The organism is Caulobacter sp. FWC26, from assembly GCF_002742645.2.
Classification (GTDB): Bacteria; Pseudomonadota; Alphaproteobacteria; order Caulobacterales; family Caulobacteraceae; genus Caulobacter.
This window is the reverse complement of sequence record NZ_CP033875.1, coordinates 1,260,151-1,277,500: the sequence shown is the minus strand read 5'-3', so window position 1 is coordinate 1,277,500 and position 17,350 is coordinate 1,260,151. Positions and strand designations below refer to the sequence as shown.

At 66.7% G+C, this 17,350-nt stretch carries 14 protein-coding genes and 1 rRNA gene (1 of these 15 cut by a window edge); 12 read left to right on the top strand and 3 right to left on the bottom strand.

The window, feature by feature from the left end; all coding sequences use genetic code 11:
• Positions 1-307 (bottom strand): 16S ribosomal RNA (locus tag CSW63_RS07570); it reaches 1,177 nt to the left of the window's first position.
• Between the two features lie 912 nt (positions 308-1,219).
• Between CSW63_RS07570 and CSW63_RS07560 the strand changes: the two genes are divergently transcribed.
• Positions 1,220-1,651: an Rrf2 family transcriptional regulator gene (locus tag CSW63_RS07560; protein ID WP_062099597.1), complete on the top strand. Its 432-nt coding sequence runs from the start codon at positions 1,220-1,222 to the stop codon at positions 1,649-1,651.
• 63 nt (positions 1,652-1,714) lie between these two features.
• Here CSW63_RS07560 and CSW63_RS07555 read toward each other — a convergent pair whose 3' ends face one another.
• The gene (locus tag CSW63_RS07555; protein WP_062099596.1) at positions 1,715-2,146 is read right to left on the bottom strand and encodes a CBS domain-containing protein; all 432 of its coding nucleotides are present in this window, start codon (positions 2,144-2,146) and stop codon (positions 1,715-1,717) included.
• A gap of 72 nt (positions 2,147-2,218) precedes the next feature.
• Positions 2,219-2,875, bottom strand: a complete 657-nt coding sequence (locus CSW63_RS07550; protein ID WP_062099595.1) for a rhomboid family intramembrane serine protease — start codon at positions 2,873-2,875, stop codon at positions 2,219-2,221.
• Positions 2,876-3,021: 146 nt separating this feature from the next.
• Between CSW63_RS07550 and hfaA the strand changes: the two genes are divergently transcribed.
• The 11 genes from hfaA (at position 3,022) to CSW63_RS07495 (ending at position 17,342) form a co-directional block, all read left to right on the top strand.
• Positions 3,022-3,465, top strand: a complete 444-nt coding sequence (hfaA, locus tag CSW63_RS07545) for a holdfast anchoring protein HfaA (protein WP_062099594.1) — start codon at positions 3,022-3,024, stop codon at positions 3,463-3,465.
• Positions 3,462-4,475, top strand: coding sequence for a holdfast anchoring protein HfaB (gene hfaB / locus CSW63_RS07540; RefSeq protein ID WP_062099593.1), 1,014 nt, complete (start codon positions 3,462-3,464; stop codon positions 4,473-4,475). The genes hfaA and hfaB overlap by 4 nt, the downstream gene beginning before the upstream one ends.
• Positions 4,393-5,652 (top strand): holdfast anchor protein HfaD, encoded by a 1,260-nt coding sequence (hfaD, locus tag CSW63_RS07535; protein ID WP_082749751.1) that lies wholly within the window; start codon positions 4,393-4,395, stop codon positions 5,650-5,652. The genes hfaB and hfaD overlap by 83 nt, the downstream gene beginning before the upstream one ends.
• A gap of 130 nt (positions 5,653-5,782) precedes the next feature.
• Positions 5,783-7,609, top strand: a complete 1,827-nt coding sequence (locus CSW63_RS07530; RefSeq protein WP_062099591.1) for an ABC-F family ATP-binding cassette domain-containing protein — start codon at positions 5,783-5,785, stop codon at positions 7,607-7,609.
• 253 nt (positions 7,610-7,862) lie between these two features.
• Complete coding sequence (locus tag CSW63_RS07525; RefSeq protein ID WP_062099590.1) at positions 7,863-9,953, top strand: MASE1 domain-containing protein; 2,091 nt, start codon at positions 7,863-7,865, stop codon at positions 9,951-9,953.
• A 90-nt stretch (positions 9,954-10,043) separates the two neighbouring features.
• Positions 10,044-11,051 (top strand): ABC transporter substrate-binding protein, encoded by a 1,008-nt coding sequence (locus CSW63_RS07520; protein WP_062099589.1) that lies wholly within the window; start codon positions 10,044-10,046, stop codon positions 11,049-11,051.
• Positions 11,048-11,797, top strand: coding sequence for an ABC transporter ATP-binding protein (locus CSW63_RS07515; RefSeq protein WP_062099588.1), 750 nt, complete (start codon positions 11,048-11,050; stop codon positions 11,795-11,797). Before CSW63_RS07520 ends, CSW63_RS07515 begins: the two co-directional genes overlap by 4 nt.
• The gene (locus CSW63_RS07510) at positions 11,794-12,552 is read left to right on the top strand and encodes an ABC transporter permease (protein ID WP_062099587.1); all 759 of its coding nucleotides are present in this window, start codon (positions 11,794-11,796) and stop codon (positions 12,550-12,552) included. The genes CSW63_RS07515 and CSW63_RS07510 overlap by 4 nt, the downstream gene beginning before the upstream one ends.
• Before the next feature lie 59 nt (positions 12,553-12,611).
• Positions 12,612-13,226, top strand: a complete 615-nt coding sequence (locus CSW63_RS07505; RefSeq protein ID WP_062099586.1) for a hypothetical protein — start codon at positions 12,612-12,614, stop codon at positions 13,224-13,226.
• Positions 13,226-14,314 carry a DUF2336 domain-containing protein gene (locus CSW63_RS07500; RefSeq protein WP_062099585.1) on the top strand — a complete coding sequence of 363 codons (1,089 nt, stop codon included), beginning with the start codon at positions 13,226-13,228 and terminating at the stop codon, positions 14,312-14,314. The genes CSW63_RS07505 and CSW63_RS07500 overlap by 1 nt, the downstream gene beginning before the upstream one ends.
• A gap of 97 nt (positions 14,315-14,411) precedes the next feature.
• Entirely contained in the window at positions 14,412-17,342 is a 2,931-nt protein-coding gene (locus CSW63_RS07495) for a pitrilysin family protein (RefSeq protein WP_062099584.1), read from the top strand.
• Positions 17,343-17,350 lie beyond the last annotated feature (8 nt).

The following is a 17,350-nucleotide window of genomic DNA, read 5'->3' as shown; positions in this document are numbered from 1 at the left end:
GTTTGGGCCGTGTCTCAGTCCCAATGTGGCTGATCATCCTCTCAGACCAGCTACTGATCGTCGCCTTGGTGAGCCTTTACCTCACCAACTAGCTAATCAGACGCGGGCCGCTCCAATGGCGATAAATCTTTCCCCCGAAGGGCACATCCGGTATTAGCTCAAGTTTCCCTGAGTTGTTCCGAACCAAAGGGCACGTTCCCACGTGTTACTCACCCGTCCGCCACTAATCCCGAAGGATCCGTTCGACTTGCATGTGTTAGGCCTGCCGCCAGCGTTCGCTCTGAGCCAGGATCAAACTCTCAGGTTGAGTTGACATTGACTTCAGACTTCCAATCCCAGGGGAAAACCCAGGATCAGGTATCTGGTTTGCATAGTTTCTTGACGAGTTCCCATCACTCGATCGACCCGAAGGCCAACCGGCGTAATGGTGTCTTCTTCAAGAGACCGCATTCGTCAGCGTCAGTTGATGACCCGAAGGTCATCGCCAGAGCGCCGCCGCCTGCGTTTCTCTTTCCAATTCAACAATGTCAAAGACCCGAGCCACCTCCCGGCGACCCCATCGTTTAACACCCGATGTCGGCGGAGGCGGCTATCTATCCAACCTCGTTTTCCGTGTCAAATCGTTTTTTTCAAAACTTTTCGACTTTCTCTCCGCGCCCAACCCGAAGGCTTTCTGCGAAGCCGGCAGCTTCTAGAGAAGCCACCGGAGCCAGTCAAGCAACTTTTTCAAAGAAAAGCTGAACCTGTCTGGACGGAAATACTTAGAAACTCTTTCGAGCAACTCCGTATTTCCAAGGAGCGCGGCTTCTAGCGAAACCGAATTCCTGGGTCAACCGAACTTTTCATTTTTGTTTTCTTCGCCAGCAACGCCAGATCAGAGCACAAAAATAACCGTTGGCGCGCCAGAGGAGCGCCGCAAGTTCGAAGAGATTCGACTGAGGCTGCGGAACTTAGCGATCCATGGCTCGAAACGCAAGCCCCCGAGAGGCTCAAGTTTCGGTCCGTGGCGCGTGGCCCCGAAGCGAGGCGCGGCTTCTAGGCCCCCTCCCCCGCTGCGGCAAGCGCGAAATCCGAGTTTCATCCCCAATCGTCCGCATTCCCTGTGCATGAACACCGTCATGCAAGGCTTGCGCGGCGGGCTTACCTCGCTCAGAACGCGGACCACTCTATAGAGCGCGCCCCTTCGCGCGCCGCTCTATCCACGAAGGTCCCGGCGTTCATGTTGTCTCAAAAGGCCCGCTACGCCCTTCGCGCCATGATCGAGCTGGCGCGCGCGGATACCCAGATGACCGCCGGCGAGCTGGCCGAGCGCGCCGATGCCCCGCGCAAGTTCCTGGAGGCGATCCTCCTGTCGCTTTCACGAGAAGGGTTGGTGATCAGTCGACGCGGCAAGTTCGGCGGCTATGTCCTGGCGCGCGCCGCCGACGGCATCAGCTTTGCGGAAATCATCCGCCTGGTCGACGGTCCGCTTGCCCTGACTCCCTGCGTCAGCCGCACCGCCTTTCGACGCTGCGAGGATTGCCGCGACCTGGCGAGTTGCGCCTTGCGCGAGGCCTTGCTGCGCGCACGCGATGCGACGGCGTCGGTCTTGGAAGGCTACAGCCTGGCCGACGCGGTCGCCGGGGCCGGCGCCGAGCTCATCGAAACCTAGCCACTCTCAATATACCATCACTCTATAGAGCGCCGCTCGTCCGAGGATCGAGCGCGCGCTTCCTCACCCCGCGGCGATATAAGCCTTCAGCCCCTCGGCCTCGGCCTGGGTCGCCTGGATCTTGTACTTCACGAGATCGCCGATCGAGATGATCCCCGCCAGACGCTCGCCCTTCACCACCGGGAGGTGGCGGATACGGCGATCGGTCATTCTTTCCAGCAGGGCGTCGATCGTCTCGTCAGGCTGAGCGAACACGACATTGGCGCTCATGCAGCCGCTGATCGGCTTGGACAGCGCCGCGGCGCCTTCCTTGGCCACCATTCGGACGATGTCGCGTTCGGAAACGATACCGACGACGGCCTCCTTGTCGTCGACCACCACCATGGCCCCGACCCGTCGTGTATGCAGCAACGCCGCCGCCGCGCCGACCGTCTCCTGCGGAGAGGCCGTGAACACGAGATCACCCTTGTCCTTGAGGATTTGAGAAACCAGCACCGCGCGTTCTCCCTTTTCATTATATAGAGAGAGGGTCCCCCAAAGACGCCGTTCAATCAATGGCCTTGGCGATCAATCGGGTTCGGCGAGTCGAGCCGGCGCACCGGCCCAGCGCGCGAAGGGGCCGATCAACAGCACCCCGGCGGCGAAGCCGATCAGGTGAGCCTCCCAGGCCACGGCCCCCGCGCCCATGGTCAGAAGCCCGCCCGCGACGGCCATGACGAGATTAACGACCAGCCAGCCCAGGCCGAGTGAGATGACACGCGGACCAAAGACAGGCCCCAAACGGCCGGGCGCGCTGTCCATCGTCCGGCCGGCCGCGCCCATCAGTCCGGAAATGGCGCCGGAGGCCCCCACCACCGGAGCCAGGCCCTGCGGGTGGATCGCTGCATAGCCCACGCCCGCGACGATCCCACAGGACAGATAGAACAGGCAGAAGATTCCCCCTCCCCGGCCGTTAAGTCCTAGCAGCCGCGCGACGGGCGCACCGAAAGCCAGGCCAAACGCGGCGTTGGTGAGCGCGTGAACCCAGCCGCCATGGACGAACAGCATGGTGATCACGCCCGTCCAGCGCCCCTCCCAGAACTCCCGAGGCACCAAGGCCAACGAGTAGATCAGGTCCTTGCTGGCGTTCAGCAACAACAGGTGCGGGACGATCACGGCGGCCGCGACCAGCAGCGCCGGCCAGGGCGCGTTGAAGAGAGGCTCGGGGCGCTGGGGCTGGTCCATGGCGTCTATCTAGGGTCTCCCGCGACGATTCGAACCCCGCGCCAGGGGTTAACCATTTTTTCGAGACCTTGGCGCTATGCCTCACACTGTCTCTTTTTGGCACGAGGGTTGCTTGCCGCCCCGTGTCGACAGTCGCGGAGCCGCTTATGGCCTGGCATCGGAAATCCAAGACGCGTGTGGCGGCGGTTGTCGCCGCCGTCACGCTCGGCGCGGCCGGAGGCGTCGCGGCGCAGTCGATGTCGACCAATTCGGCCTCGTTCAACGCCGGCTATGGCCGCAGTTCGGGCCAGGAAAGCCGGATGGTCGAGTACTCGACCCGTGATGCGAACGGTAATCGGGTGGTCGTGGACGGTGTGATGCTGACCGGTTCGGATCAGAGCGTCTTTTCCTCCAGCCGTAGCTCGGGCTCGCTGGACGCCTATTCGGGCGTCGGTGCGGTCGGTGGTTACGCAGGCTCAACGGCGATCGGCAACAATCTGACGGTCATCACCCAGGGCAACAACAACACCGTCATCGTCAATTCCAACCAGGTTAACACCGGCAACGTCACCGCCGGGTCGAACGTCGCGAAGGGCGGTGCTCCCAAATGATGGTCAAGCGCACAGGCTTGGTCTTGGCCCTGCTAGCCACCGCGGCGCTCAGCGCCTGCGGCAGCACGCCGGTGGCCTCGACGGCCGGCAACTACGCCCAGCCCATCGGCGGCGCGCCGGTGACGGCCAACCCCACCGACTATTCTTCCGCCCTGGTCTGCCTGAACCAGTATGCGCGCTCGAACCGCATCGTCGCCCCGCGCATCGCGATCGGGCGCATCGCCGACTATACCGGCAAGGAAGAGTCCGACGGCTCGGGTCGTAAGGTCACCCAGGGCGCTTCGCTGATGGCCGTCTCGGCCTTCGCCAAGGCCGGCATGCCTCTGGTCGAACGCTTTGACACCTCGGTGTCGGAGTTCGAGCTGAAATACGCCAACAACAAGCTGATTTCCGACCGCCCCAACCCCGCGCCCGAGGTCCCGGCGGACTATCGCAAGATCCTGGCGGGTCAGGTGCCGGGCTCGGACTTCTATGTGATCGGCGGCATCACCGAGCTGAATTACAACATCCGCTCGGCGGGCGTGGACGCCTATGCCGGCGACAAGGACACCGACGGGCTGAAGGGCAACTTCCGCCGCCGCGTCTTCATCATGAACATCGCGCTGGATCTGCGCCTGGTGAACACGCGCACGCTCGAGGTGGTGGATGTGATCTCCTACCAAAAGCAGGTCGTCGGCCGCGAAGTCAGCCTGGGTGTGTTCGACTTCCTGAACGGCAACCTCTTCGACATCTCCGCCGGTCGCGGGGCCCTGGAGCCCATGCAGCTGGCGGTCCGCGCCCTGATCGAACGCGCCACCGTCGAGATGGCCGCCAACCTCTATGGCATGCCCGGTCCACAAAGCTGCCTGCGCTACGATCCGTTCGGTGACGCCACCGTCGGCCAGACGGGCGCCTTCACGCCGGCCTACAACAATCTGGGAACGAACAATGCGCAGACCCGCGATGACCCGTCTCGCTGGAACGCTCGCCGCGATCCCGATATCCGTGATGCTAAGCGGGGTCGCTACTAGCCAGACGACCTCCGGGTCGACAGGGCCAAGTCCGGTTCTCAACAGCCAGATCAATCTCGGCGAGATCTTCTCCGAGCAGACCCTAAACGTCCAGACGGTCAGCGACGGCGTTACGGCCAGCACCACCGCCCAGGCCAATGGCGTCTCGGTGGGCGTGACCAACGCCGACGCCTCGGTCACCTCGAACCAGGACAACAAGGGCGTGGTCTACGGCCATGGCGTGGTCGATGTCGGCGCTGACGCCGGAACGGCCAGCGCCGTTCGGACCACGGCCGTCGGTAACGCCGCATCGCTCGCGGCGTCGAACGGGACGATCTCGGCCTTCGCGGTTCAGACAAACTCGGCCACCGTGACCGCGCGCGGCCAGGTGGAGGCAGCAAACGCCCAGGCCGCCGATCTGACGGTGTCGACCCTGGCGATGGGCAACAGCGCCGGCGTCAATCTGGATAACGGCTCGGCCGGAGCCCGGATCAGCCAGTCCACCACCGCCAACGTCCTCGCCGATGGTGGGGCGATCGTCGGCTATGTCTCTGGAACCAGCGCCGTCACTTCGACCACGGCCGGCAACAACATCAATATCGGCGGGGCCAATCAGTCGGCTGTCCGAGCCATCACCGATCAGGCCAACACCGCCGAGGTCACCCAGGCCAGCAAGTTCACCGCCTACGGCAACAGCAACCTCACCGCGACGGCGGCCACGGCGACCGCCAACAACCTGGCGCTGACCAACGAAGGGCCGTTGGCGGACGTGACCTCCAACCAGTGGAACACGTCCTACGTGCGCGGCCAGGCCGAGGGCTCCTCCTACCTGTTCGGTGCGGCCCAGACCACCGCCTACGCGGCCGGCAACTCCTCGCAGGTCAACAACATCGGGGCCGAGCTGGTGCTCGACAACCTGCAGACGAACACTGGCGGCGGCGTCGAGGCGACCGCCAGTTTCGTCGGCCAGGACGGCTATGACGCCGTGACGACGGCGACCGCCATGGGCAATGCCGTGACCGGCTACGCCTGCTCCCGCTGCAATGGCCGGATGAGCGTGACCAACAATCAGACCAACGGCGCCGATGTCGGCGCGTCGTCGTCCTCGGCCGTAGCCTCAAGCGGCCGGCAGGTGACTGGCGTCTCGACCGCGATCGGCAACAACGCCAGCTTCAACGTCAACAGTCCCGGGAACTAGGCGGACGGCCTCCTGGCCCAAGGCCTGGCGAAGTCCGGATCAGACGAAATTTGGCGTTCCTTCGGCGCTTGGCCTGCTATACGCCCTGTCCTCCCGCGACATTCCGCGCCTGATCCTGATCCAGACGACCATGGCCTCTCCCGCCCGCGCGCCCGTACTTGCTCTGAAGGACGTCCGTCTCGCCGACGGCGCCAAGCCCCTGTTCGACGGGGTCGACCTGGCGCTGGAGCCGCGCATCCGCGCGTGCTTGGTTGGCCGTAACGGCGCGGGCAAGTCCACCCTTCTGAAGATCCTGGCCGGCCAGGGCGTCGAGGCCGACAGCGGCGAACGCGCCGTCCAGCCCGGCGCCAAGGTCGTCTATGTCAGCCAGGAACCGGAGATCACCGGTGAGACCCTGCTGGACTACGCGACGGCCGGCGGCGCGCAGGACTATGAGGCCCAGGCCGCGCTCGCCGATTTCGGACTGGATCCCAGCAAGAGCGCCAAGGGCCTGTCGGGCGGCGAGACCCGTCGCGCGGCGCTGGCCCGCGCCTTCGCCGAGCAGCCCGACGTGCTGCTGCTGGATGAACCGACCAACCACCTCGACATCTTCGCCATCCAGACGCTGGAAGACGAACTGGCCGCCTCAAAGTGCGCCGCCCTGATCGTCAGCCACGACCGCGCCTTCCTGAACCGCGTCACCGAGCGCTGCTTCTGGCTGGAGCACCGCAAGATCCGCCGCCTCGACAAGAGCTTCTCCGAGTTCGAGGCCTGGGCGGACTCGATCATGGCCGCAGACGCCGAAGAGGCCCGCCGCCTCGACAAGGTGCTGGAGCGCGAGAACGCCTGGCTGGCGCGGGGCGTCCAGGGCCGCCGCGCGCGCAACGAGGGTCGCCGCCGCGCGCTTCTGGCCCTGCGCGCCGAGAAGAAGGACCGCCAAAGCGAACTGCGCGGGACCATGACCATGGCCGTGGAGTCCGCTGGAACCTCGGGCAAGCGCGTCATCGAGGCCAAGGGCGTCACCAAGCGTTTTGGCGACAGGACGATCGTCGAGAACTTCTCCACCCGCATCCTGCGCGGCGACCGCGTGGCTCTGGTCGGCCCCAACGGCGCGGGCAAGACCACCCTGGTCAAGCTGCTGCTGGGCGAGCTGGAGCGCGACGCCGGCTCGGTGCAGCTCGGCACTAATCTTGAAGTCTCCTATATCGATCAGGCCCGCATGGCGCTGTCCGACAAGATCACGGTCTGGGACTTCCTGACGCCGGGCGGCGGGGACTCGATCATCGTGCGCGGCCATCCCAAACACGTTGCCGGCTACGCCAAGGAGTTCCTGTTCACCGACGCCCAGCTACGTCAGCCGGTGACCAGCCTGTCGGGCGGCGAGCGAAATCGCCTGCTGCTGGCCAGAGCCTTGGCCAATCCGACCAACCTGATGGTGCTCGACGAGCCGACCAACGATCTAGACATGGACACGTTGGACCTGCTCGAGGATCTGCTGGCCGACTTTGACGGCACGCTGATCCTGGTCAGCCACGACCGCGACTTCATCGACCGGCTGGCCAGTTCGACCATCGCGCTGGACGGCAAGGGCAAGGTCGTCGAAACCCCCGGCGGCTGGACCGACCTGATGGACCAGAACCCGGACTTCTTCAAAGCAACCAAGAGCGGGGCCAGCTTCGCGCCGGTGTCCAAGGCCGCCGCCAAGCCCGCGCCCGCCGCGCCGGCCCCGCCGAAGAAGACCGTCAAGCTCTCCTACAAGGACCAGCGTCGCCTCGAAGAGTGCGAGGCCCTCATCGCCAAGAGTCCGGCCATCATCGCCAAGCTCGAGGAAGCCCTTGCTGATCCAAACCTCTACACGCGCGATCCGGCCACCTTCGACAAGACCATGAAGGCGCTCGACAAGGCCCGCGCCGACCTGGAGCAGGCCGAGATGGAATGGCTGGAGCTGGAAGAGAAAAAGGAAAGCTTGACGGGCTGACAGCTCTCGGCTCCTGCCGCCAATCCGCCCGCCAGACTTGGGCGGTCGCCGACGAACTCCTGCGACGAAACGACACATTCTGCGATCTAAGCGCAACCTTAGGCGTAGGAGGCGTATTGATTGACGCGTCGCACCGCCACGCTCGTTGCACGGGAGCAAACGGCGGCTCGGTACGCCGCCTCGCTGCGGTGGCCCGACGCCTCACCCGTCTTCTCTGCGTGGCGACGTGCGTTGCATGGGGAATCTTCACGGGATGCAGCAGCGTCTAGAACGACTAGAACCGGGACGGCAGACCACCATGCTGCTCGGCCTGTCCGTCGCCGTGGTCGCGAGCCTCATTTTCAGCGGTTATCTCGCCTTTCTGAGCCGGACACCCTTGGGCGTGGCCACCTTTTGGCCCGCCAACGCCCTGCTGGTGGCCGGGTTGATCACGCTGAGCGGCGCACGGCGCGTCGCGTTGCTGATCATCTTCGCCGTCTGTCACCTGATGGTGGACCTGCTCGTGAACATGGGCTGGGTCCGCCCGTTGCTCTTCACCATCGTGGACCTGTTGGAAGCCGTGGTGATCTGGCGGCTCGTCGTCAGCCTCGCCGGCGCGGCGCCGAGGGTGCGCAACCTGCGCGCGCTGGTTCAGCTTCCCGCGATCACGACACCGGTCGCGATGGCTTCGGGTCTTGTCTGCGCGACGGCGCTCCATCTGCTGCTCGGCGCGCCCATGTGGGCGGGCTTTTGGGACTGGACGCTGCGGGACGCCTTGGGTCTGGCCGTGATCCTGCCGGCCGCCCTTGTACTCATGGACGCCGAGCATCGCCGCTCCTTCCAACGGCCCTGGCGCGAGCAAGTGCTGTTGCTGTTCGCGGTCGCGATGGTCACCCTGTTGTGCGTCCACCCCGCCAGCGGCGCGCCGCCGTTCCTGATTTTCCCCGTCGCCCTGCTGGCCGCCTATCGTCTGGGCGCGCGCGGCGCCGCCTTGGCGTCTTTGCTGGTGGCGGCGATCACCCTGCCCGTGGCCATGTCCGGGGGCTCCCCCCGCTTCAACGCCATCCTTGGCCCGGTCGACCAAGCGCGCACGGTCCAGGTGTTCATCGGTGTCCTGTTCTATACGAGCCTGGCGGCTGGCCTGGCCCTGGCGCAGCAAGATCGGCTCAAGCGCCTGTTGCTGCGTCGCGAGCAACTGACCCGCGCCGCTCGGGCTCGGGCCCTGGCGGCGACCGAGGCCAAGACCGAATTCCTCGCCACCATGAGCCACGAGATTCGAACCCCGCTGAACAGTGTGCTCGGCTTCGCGCAGCTTCTGGCCGCCCGCGACGACCTTCCGCCGGATGCGCGACGACAGGTGAACCTGATCGACAGCGCCGGCGCGGCGCTACTCACTGTGGTCAATGACATCCTGGACTTCTCCCGGGTCGAGGCCGGACAGATCGAGCTGCTGCCGCAACCCACCTCGGCCGCGACGCTGCTGCGCGACACCGTCGCGATCATGGCCCCAGAGGCGCGCGCCAAGGGTCTGTCCATGGACGTTCAGATCATCGACCCGGTCGACGTGCTGCATGACCTGGACGCCGACCGGCTGAGGCAGGTGCTGATCAATCTGCTGAATAACGCTGTGAAGTTCACCGACGAGGGCCGTATCGACGCGCGCCTCGTGGTCGAGCCCGGCGATCTCGAAGATCGCCTGCGCTTCGAAGTGCTGGACACCGGCGTCGGCATCGAGCTCGACAAGCAAGCCCTTCTGTTCCAGCGTTTCTCGCAGGCCGACAGCTCGATGAGCCGACTGCACGGCGGCGCGGGACTGGGTCTGGCGATCTGTCGCGCGCTTGTCGAGGTCATGGGCGGCAAGATCGGCGTCGACAGTGTTCCAGGCCGCGGTTCGTGCTTCTGGATCGAGCTCAGCGCGCCGGTCGTCGATGCTGTCCCCCTCCCTGAACGCCCCAAACCCGCCGCGCCCGGGGCCGCGCGAGTTCTCATTGTCGACGACCATCCTATCAACCTGGAAATAGGCGTAGCGCTCCTGACCCTGGTGGGATGCGAGGTCGATGTCGCCGAGAACGGAAAGGAAGCGGTGGAGAAGGCCGGGGCGGCTGACTACGACATCATCCTGATGGACATCCATATGCCACGCATGGACGGTCTGGAGGCGACCCGGGCGATCAAGGCGCTACGTGGCCCCGCCGGCAAGGTTCCGATCATCGCGATGAGCGCCGACGCCCTGCCCCGTCAGGTGGAGCGCTGCTACGCCGCCGGGATGGTCGACCACATCGCCAAACCTATCCAGCGCGAGGTGCTGTACGCCAAGATCGAGCGTTGGCTACACCCGCGCCAGAACGGTCAGCCGCCCGCCTAGACTCCCACCGAGTCGGAGAACGGCCCAAGGTTTGGGTTGCGGCTTGGAACTCCAAGCCAACGCCCCTAACTTGGCCGCGGATAATGGGAGATGTCCTCGATGCAGCGCCGCGCCTTCGCCGCCCTGGGCCTGATGGCTCTTCTCGCCGCCTGCTCGCCCGCGCCCAAGAAAGATGCGGCGGCCGATGGCCAGACCCAGATCAAGCTGGCTACTGACTGGCGCGCGCAGGCTGAACTGGGCGGATACTATCAGGCGCTCGCAACCGGCGAATACAAGAAGCGCGGACTGGATGTGACCCTGATCCAGGGCGGTCCGGCGGTGAACGTGCCGCAACTGCTGGCCACCGGCGCGGTTGATGTCGGCGTCGGCTCCAACAGCTTCATCATCATGAACCTGGCCAAGGAAAACGCCCCGGTCAAAGCGGTGGCGGCCTTCATGCAGAAGGACCCGCAGGTTCTCATTGCGCACCCTGACCAGGGCATCAACGGCATCGCCGACATGAAGGGCCGGCCCATCCTGTTGTCGGACGCTTCGGTCACCGCCTTCTGGGTCTGGTTGAAGGCCAAGTACGGCTTCACCGACGACCAGGTGCGCAAATACAACTACTCGTCCGCGCCGTTCCTGGCCGACAAGCGGGTCGTTCAGCAGGGCTACGCGACGAGCGAGCCGTACCTCATCGAGAAGGAAGGCAAGATCAAGCCGGCGGTGTTCCTGCTGGCCGACAGCGGCTATCCCGCCTACGCCTCGTTCGCCCTGGTCCCCGACAGCCTGATCGCCAAGAACCCAGCGGCCGTGCAGGCCTTTGTCGAGGCCACGGCGGCAGGCTGGACCTCGTACCTCTACGGCGACCCCAAGCCTGGCGACGCAGCGATCCTGAAGGACAATCCGGAGATGACCCAGGACGTCCTCGATCAGGCGCGGGAGAAGATGCGATCCTACGGCATCGTCAGCGCGAACGGGGGCAAGGGCGATGTCGGCCAGATGACCGACGCGCGCTGGGCCGAGTTCTTCAAGGTCGCGTCCGAGCAGGGCGTCTACCCCAAGGACATGGACTACAAGAAGGCCTACACCCTGCAGTTCCTGCCCAAGGGCCAATGAGCGGTCCAGTCGCCAGCCTCTCCGCCGTCGAGGTCGATTACGCGCGCGGCCGCGCCCTTGGCCCGGTAGACCTTGCGCTGGCGCCCGGCGAGATCGTGGCCTTGGTGGGCCCATCGGGCTGCGGAAAGTCGACGGCTCTGCGCCTGCTGGCCGGACTAGAGGCGCCGACCCGAGGAACCGTGACCCGCGCGACCGGACGGGGCGAGACCTCAGTCGTCTTCCAGGCACCGACGCTGGCCCCGTGGTTATCGGCCCGTGACAACGTCGCCCTGCCGCTTGAACTGGCCGGCGTCGGCAAGCGCGAGGCGCGCGCGGCCGCCGAGGAGGCTCTGGACAAGGTCGGTCTCGCCCGCGCCGCCGCCGCCCGACCCGCCCAGCTATCGGGGGGCATGGCCATGCGGGTGTCCCTCGCCCGCGCCCTGGTGACGCGTCCCCGGCTGCTCCTCCTGGACGAGCCCTTCGCCGCGCTCGACGAGATCACCCGTCGCGTGCTGGCCGACGATGTGCTGGCCCTGGCGGCCGAGCTCGCGCCCGCCGTGGTCTTCGTCACGCACAATGTCGAGGAGGCGGTCTACATGGCCGGGCGCGTCGTGGTCATGACACCGGGCCCCGGACGCATCGCCGGAGAGATCACCATCGACGGCGCGGTCCCTCGCCCGCCGGGCTTCCGCACCACGGCCGCCTTCCGCGCCGCGGCCGAGGCGGTGTCCGAGCTGCTGGCCAGCGCCACGGAACGCACGGCGTGAAGCGGATCCTGCCCCCTCTGATCCTGATCGCAGCCCTTCTGGGCGGCTGGGAGATCGCCTGCCGAGCGCTGGCCGTGCCACCCTATCTGCTGCCGCCGCCCAGCGCTGTCTGGACTGCGCTGCGGGAGTCCTGGTCCCTGTTGCTGAGCTCGGCCTGGGCCACCCTGTCGACGGCCCTGCTGGCGCTGGTCATCGCCAGCCTCGTCGCGTGCGGCCTGGCCCTGGGGGTGAGCCTGAACCGGGTTCTCGAAGACGCGGTCCGCCCGATCGCGGTGACGCTGCAGGTCACGCCGCTGGTGGCGATCGCACCGCTGGTGACGATCTGGGCCGGCATAGAGCACCCCGAGCGCGCCGTGATCGGCTTGGCGGCCGTCGTCGCCTTCTTTCCGATCTTTTCGGGGGCGCTGGCGGGGTTGAAGGCGGTCGACCCCGATCTGTCGCGGCTGTTCGACCTGCACGGGGCGACACCGTTGCAGCGCCTGACCCGCCTGCGGCTGCCTTCCGCGGCGCCTGCGCTGCTGGAAGGCCACAAGGTGGCCGCCGGCCTGGCGGTGATCGGCGCCGTGGTCGCTGAGTTCGTGGCGGGTTCGGGAGGCGCTCAAGGCCTAGCCTGGCGCATCCTCGAGGCCTACAACCGGCTACAGACGGCAAAGGTGTTCGCCGCCTTGGTCATGCTGGCGGTGCTGGGCGTGGGGCTGCACGCGATCATGGAAGCGCTTGAGCGTCGACTTCTCAACTTTTGGCGCGGGCGTTAGCCCAAGATTAAACCGGGCGCGCTAGAGGTCGAGGCTGCCATCGCTTCGCTCGGACCGTCATGCGCCTCGCTGTTCTCATCGCCGCCCTGGCCTGCGCCACCGTCGCGCAAGCCGAAGGCGCGCGCGAGAACCGCTACGGCCCCGCGCCCGCGCGGGCGCCGGCCGCTCTGGACAGCCGCGCCCCGCTCTATAACGGCGCGACCTACGGCGCGCGCACCTTGGGTTGGACGGGCAAGCGCGACGCAGTGACCGAGGCGGTCGAAGCCAGCGCGCCACAACCCTGGTGGGTCCGTGAACAGGCTCAGGGGCAGTCTCAAGCCGCGCCGCCCCGCATGGAGCGGACGACGCCTATCCAGGCCAGCGCCCCCGCGCCGGTCACGCGCCCTGCGGCAGCCTTGCCCCAAAGCATCTTTGATGCGCCTACGCCGGTGGCCTCCGTCCCGCCGACGCAAACCGCGATGGCCCCGCCGCCAATGCAGCCCGGTCAAGTGGGGGCGCGAACCTATTCCGTCGGACGCCAGTTCGGGATGACCCCCGACCCCATTCCCGCCGCCGGCCCATCGCGCATGGTCCTGATCGCGCCGCCGCCGCCCCCGGCCGAGGACGAGGCCAAGCCCGGCGTTCAAGAGGGCGGCGAGTGGTCCGGACGCGCCGAGAAGGACGGCGATCTCTAATGCAGTCGCGAATTCACGACCTCATCGCCCTGGCCAACGAGCCGTCGAGCGCCAAGCGCCGCGAACTCCTGCGCGGCGTCACCGATCTCTTCTTCCAGGGCGACGGCCACAACAGCGTCGAGATGGGCCTCTTTGACGACGTCCTCAGCCAGTTGGCCGGTGACATGGAGGAGGCGGTCAAGGCGGAGCTGGCGGAACGGATCAGCGAAACCGCCACCCCGCCGCGCGGACTCTCCCGGACCCTGGCGGCCGACTCCATCGCGGTCGCTGCGCCGATCCTGCGCAACTCCCGCGCCCTGACTGACGACGACCTGCTGCATGTCGCCCGCACCCAGGGTCAGGACCATCTGCGAGCCATCTCCCAGCGCAGCAGCGTGTCGAGCGTGGTGTCGGACGCCATCGTCGCGCGCGGTGACGACCAGACCCTGGGCGTCCTCCTGCGGAACGAGGGCGCGGTGTTGTCGCGCGAGGCGCACGAGACCGTCGTCGACCGCGCCGCCGCCAACCCCGCCCTGCACGAGGCGGTAGTCGACCGGCAAAGCCTGCCCGTGGACCTGCTGAACGAAATGTACTTCGTGGTCGAGGCGCGCCTGCGCGACCGGATCATGGAGAAGAACGCCGGCATGGACCCGGCGGTGCTGGAAGCGGCCCTGACCGCCGGCCGCAAGCGCGTGGCGACGCAGGACGGGGCCCTCCCAGCAGACTATGCGGAGGCCGAACGCGAATTCCGCACGCTTCGCGGCAAGGTGCAGATTTCGCCGCAGGTCCTCGCCAACATGCTGCGAAATCGGAAGACCACTCTGTTCCTCGTGGCTCTGGCCGAACTGGCCGATGTGGACTTCCACACGGCGCGCAAGATCCTAGAGCGTCGCGAGATGGACGCCCTGGCGGTGATCTGCAAGGCCGCCGATTTTGATCGGTCGCTCTTCCTGACCTTCGCGCTGCTGATCCTGGAGCAGACCGACGACGTGATGATGCGGGCCAAGGCATACGGCGAACTCTACGCCAACCTGCCTCGGGACTCGGCGCTCCGCACGATCCGGTTCTGGCGCCTGCGACGCCAGACGGGCGACGTCGCGGCCGCCTGACCTGCGGCAGGGCTAAAAGCCGCCTACCTCGCGCCTTGCGTGCGCCATCCGGGAAAGCCAAGGTGCGCCCCTTGTTCTCTCCTGCCCTGGATTCTCGATGATCAGCGCTTCGCGCCTGGCGATTGTCGCCGCCGCCGGCCTTTCGGTGGCCGCCTGCTCCCAGCTCCCCAAGCCCTCGATTCCGCTTCTGAAGAGGGATACGGGCGAGTCGTCAGCGCCCAAGATCTCGGAAGCGCCGGCGCTGGCCGGCCCCAAGGTCGCCGACCTGAAGCCGGGCCAATGGGCGCAGGAAATCTCCGACGTCGCACCCGATCCGGCCTGGCGGTTTGGCGTCTTGCCGAACGGCATGCGCTACGCCCTCCGCAAGAACGCCACGCCGCCCGGCCAGGCCGCATTGCGCCTGTGGTTCGACGCGGGCTCGATGATGGAGGCGGACGACCAGCAGGGTCTCGCCCACTTCCTGGAGCATATGGCCTTCAACGGGTCGAAGAACGTGCCCGAAGGCGAGATGATCAAGATCCTGGAGCGCCACGGCCTGGCCTTCGGCGCCGACACCAACGCCTCGACCAGCTTTGACGAGACGATCTACCAGCTCGACCTGCCAAAGACCGACGACGGCACTGTGGACACCTCGCTGATGCTGCTGCGCGAGGCGGCCGGCGAGCTGACCATCGCACCGGAAGCCGTTGATCGCGAGCGCGGCGTGGTGCTGTCGGAAGAGCGCACGCGCGACACCCCCGGCTATCGCGTCGCGATCAAGACGCTGTCGGCGCAGATGGAAGGCCAGTTGCCGCCCAAACGCATTCCGATCGGCAAGACCGAGGTGCTGAAGACCGCGCCCGCCCAGCGAATCCGCGACTTCTACGAGGCCTATTATCGGCCCGAGCGCGCTGTGCTGGTCGCCGTCGGCGACTTCGACGTCGACGCCATGGAAGCCAAGATCAAGGGCAAGTTCGGCGACTGGATCGGCAAGGGCGCGAACGGCAAGGATCCCGACGTGGGTCCGGTCGCCAAGCGCGGCGCGACGGCCAAGATGATCGTCGAAGCGGGCGCCCCATGGTCGATCCAGATGACTTGGACGCGCAAGCCCGACGGCCTTCTGGAGACCAAGGCGGTCGACGAGCGGGACACGCTGGAGAACCTGGCCTTCGCGGTGCTTAACCGCCGACTGCAGGCCCTGGGACGCTCGGCGGAGCCGCCCTTCATCGCCGGCGGAGCCTTCAAGGGCGATCAGTATGGCGCCGTCCGGGTCACGACCTTCGGCGCGACGGCGCAGCCTGGCCGCTGGCGCGAGGCGATGACCGCCCTCGACGCCGAGCAGCGCCGCGCCGTTCAGTACGGCGTGCGCCAGGACGAACTGGATCGCGAGATCGCCAACCTGCGCGCCGGTCTGGTCGCCGCTGTGGCCGGCGAAGCCACCCAGCGCACGCCCGCGCTCGCCAACCAGTTGGTCGGCACGCTGGGCGACGGCGAAGTCGTCACCTCGCCCAGCCAGAACCTCGCGGCGTTCGATCTGATCGTGAAGGGTCTGACGGCGGAACGCGTCAACGCGGTGCTTAAGAGCGCCTTCGTCGGCTCTGGGCCGCTGCTCGTCCTGGCCGCGCCGACCGCTGTCGAAGGCGGCGAACCGACGATCCTCAAGGCTTACGAGGACCTCAAGGCCCAGCCTGTCACCCCGCCCACCGCGCCGGGCGTGACGGTGTGGCCTTATTCCAGCTTCGGTCCGACCGGCAAGGTCGCCGAACAGAAGGACGTCTCCGATTTGGACGCCGTCTTCGTGCGCTTCGAGAACGGCGTGCGCCTGACGGTCAAGCCGACCAAGTTCCGCAACGACCAGGTCATCGTGAAGGTCCGCGCCGGCCATGGCCTGCTCGACATGCCCTCGGACAAGCAGAGCCCGCTGTGGTCGGGCTCGGCCTTTATCGAGGGCGGCCTCAAGCAGATCACCGCCCAGGACATGGAACGCGTCCTGACCGGCAAGATCTGGAACGCCCAGTTGGGCGTCGAGGATGACGCCTTCACACTGAACGGTCGAACCCGCCCCGAAGACCTGACCACCGAGCTGCAGGTGCTGGCGGCGTTCGCCAGCGAACCCGGCTGGCGGCCCGAAGCCTTCAACCGCATCAAGACCAGCTACGGCACGCTGCACGACCAGCTGCAGAGCACCACCGGCGGCGTTCTGGGCCGCGACTTGGGCGGCCTGATGCACGGGGGCGACCAGCGTTGGACCTTCCCCTCGCGTGAACAGATCGCCGCCGCCTCTCTGGACGACCTGAAGGCCGCCGTCGCCAACCCGCTGGCCAAGGGCGACCTTGAGGTCGTCATCGTCGGCGACACCACGGTCGACAAGGCGATCACAGCGGTGGCTGACACCTTCGGCGCTCTGCCCGCGCGCCCCGGCGATCCGCCGCTGCCCGGCGCGGAAAACGCCCCCTTCCCCGCCCCGTCCGCTCAGCCCGTGGTCCGCACCCACAAGGGTCGCGCCGACCAGGCCGCCCTGTTCATGACCTGGCGCACCGACGACCTGTTCTCAAACCTGCAGAAATCGCGTGACGTGTCGGTGTTGGGTCAGGTGATGCAGCTTCGCCTGACCGACGAGTTGCGTGAGAAGCAAGGCGCCACCTACTCGCCGAACGCCTCGGCGACCGCCAGCGTCGTCTTCAAGGACTGGGGCTATCTCGCCGTCAGCCTGGAGGTCCCGCCCGAGAAGCTGGAGGGCGTGGTGGCGTCGATCCGCAAAATCGCCGCCGACCTGCGCGACAAGCCGATCTCCGCCGACGAGCTGGAGCGCGCCAAGAAGCCTCGGATCGACGCAATCGAAAAGGCTCGTGTCACCAACGAGTACTGGGTCGGCGCGCTTTCTGGCGCGCAGCGCGATCCGCGCCTGCTGGACGCCACACGCTCGGTGATCGCGGGCCTGTCGCGGGTAACCCCGGCGGACGTGCAAAAGGCCGCGCAGACCTATCTCGCCGACGAGAAATCCTGGCTTCTGCTGGTGAAGCCCGAGACTGCGGCTCCGGCCAAGTAGGCGAACGA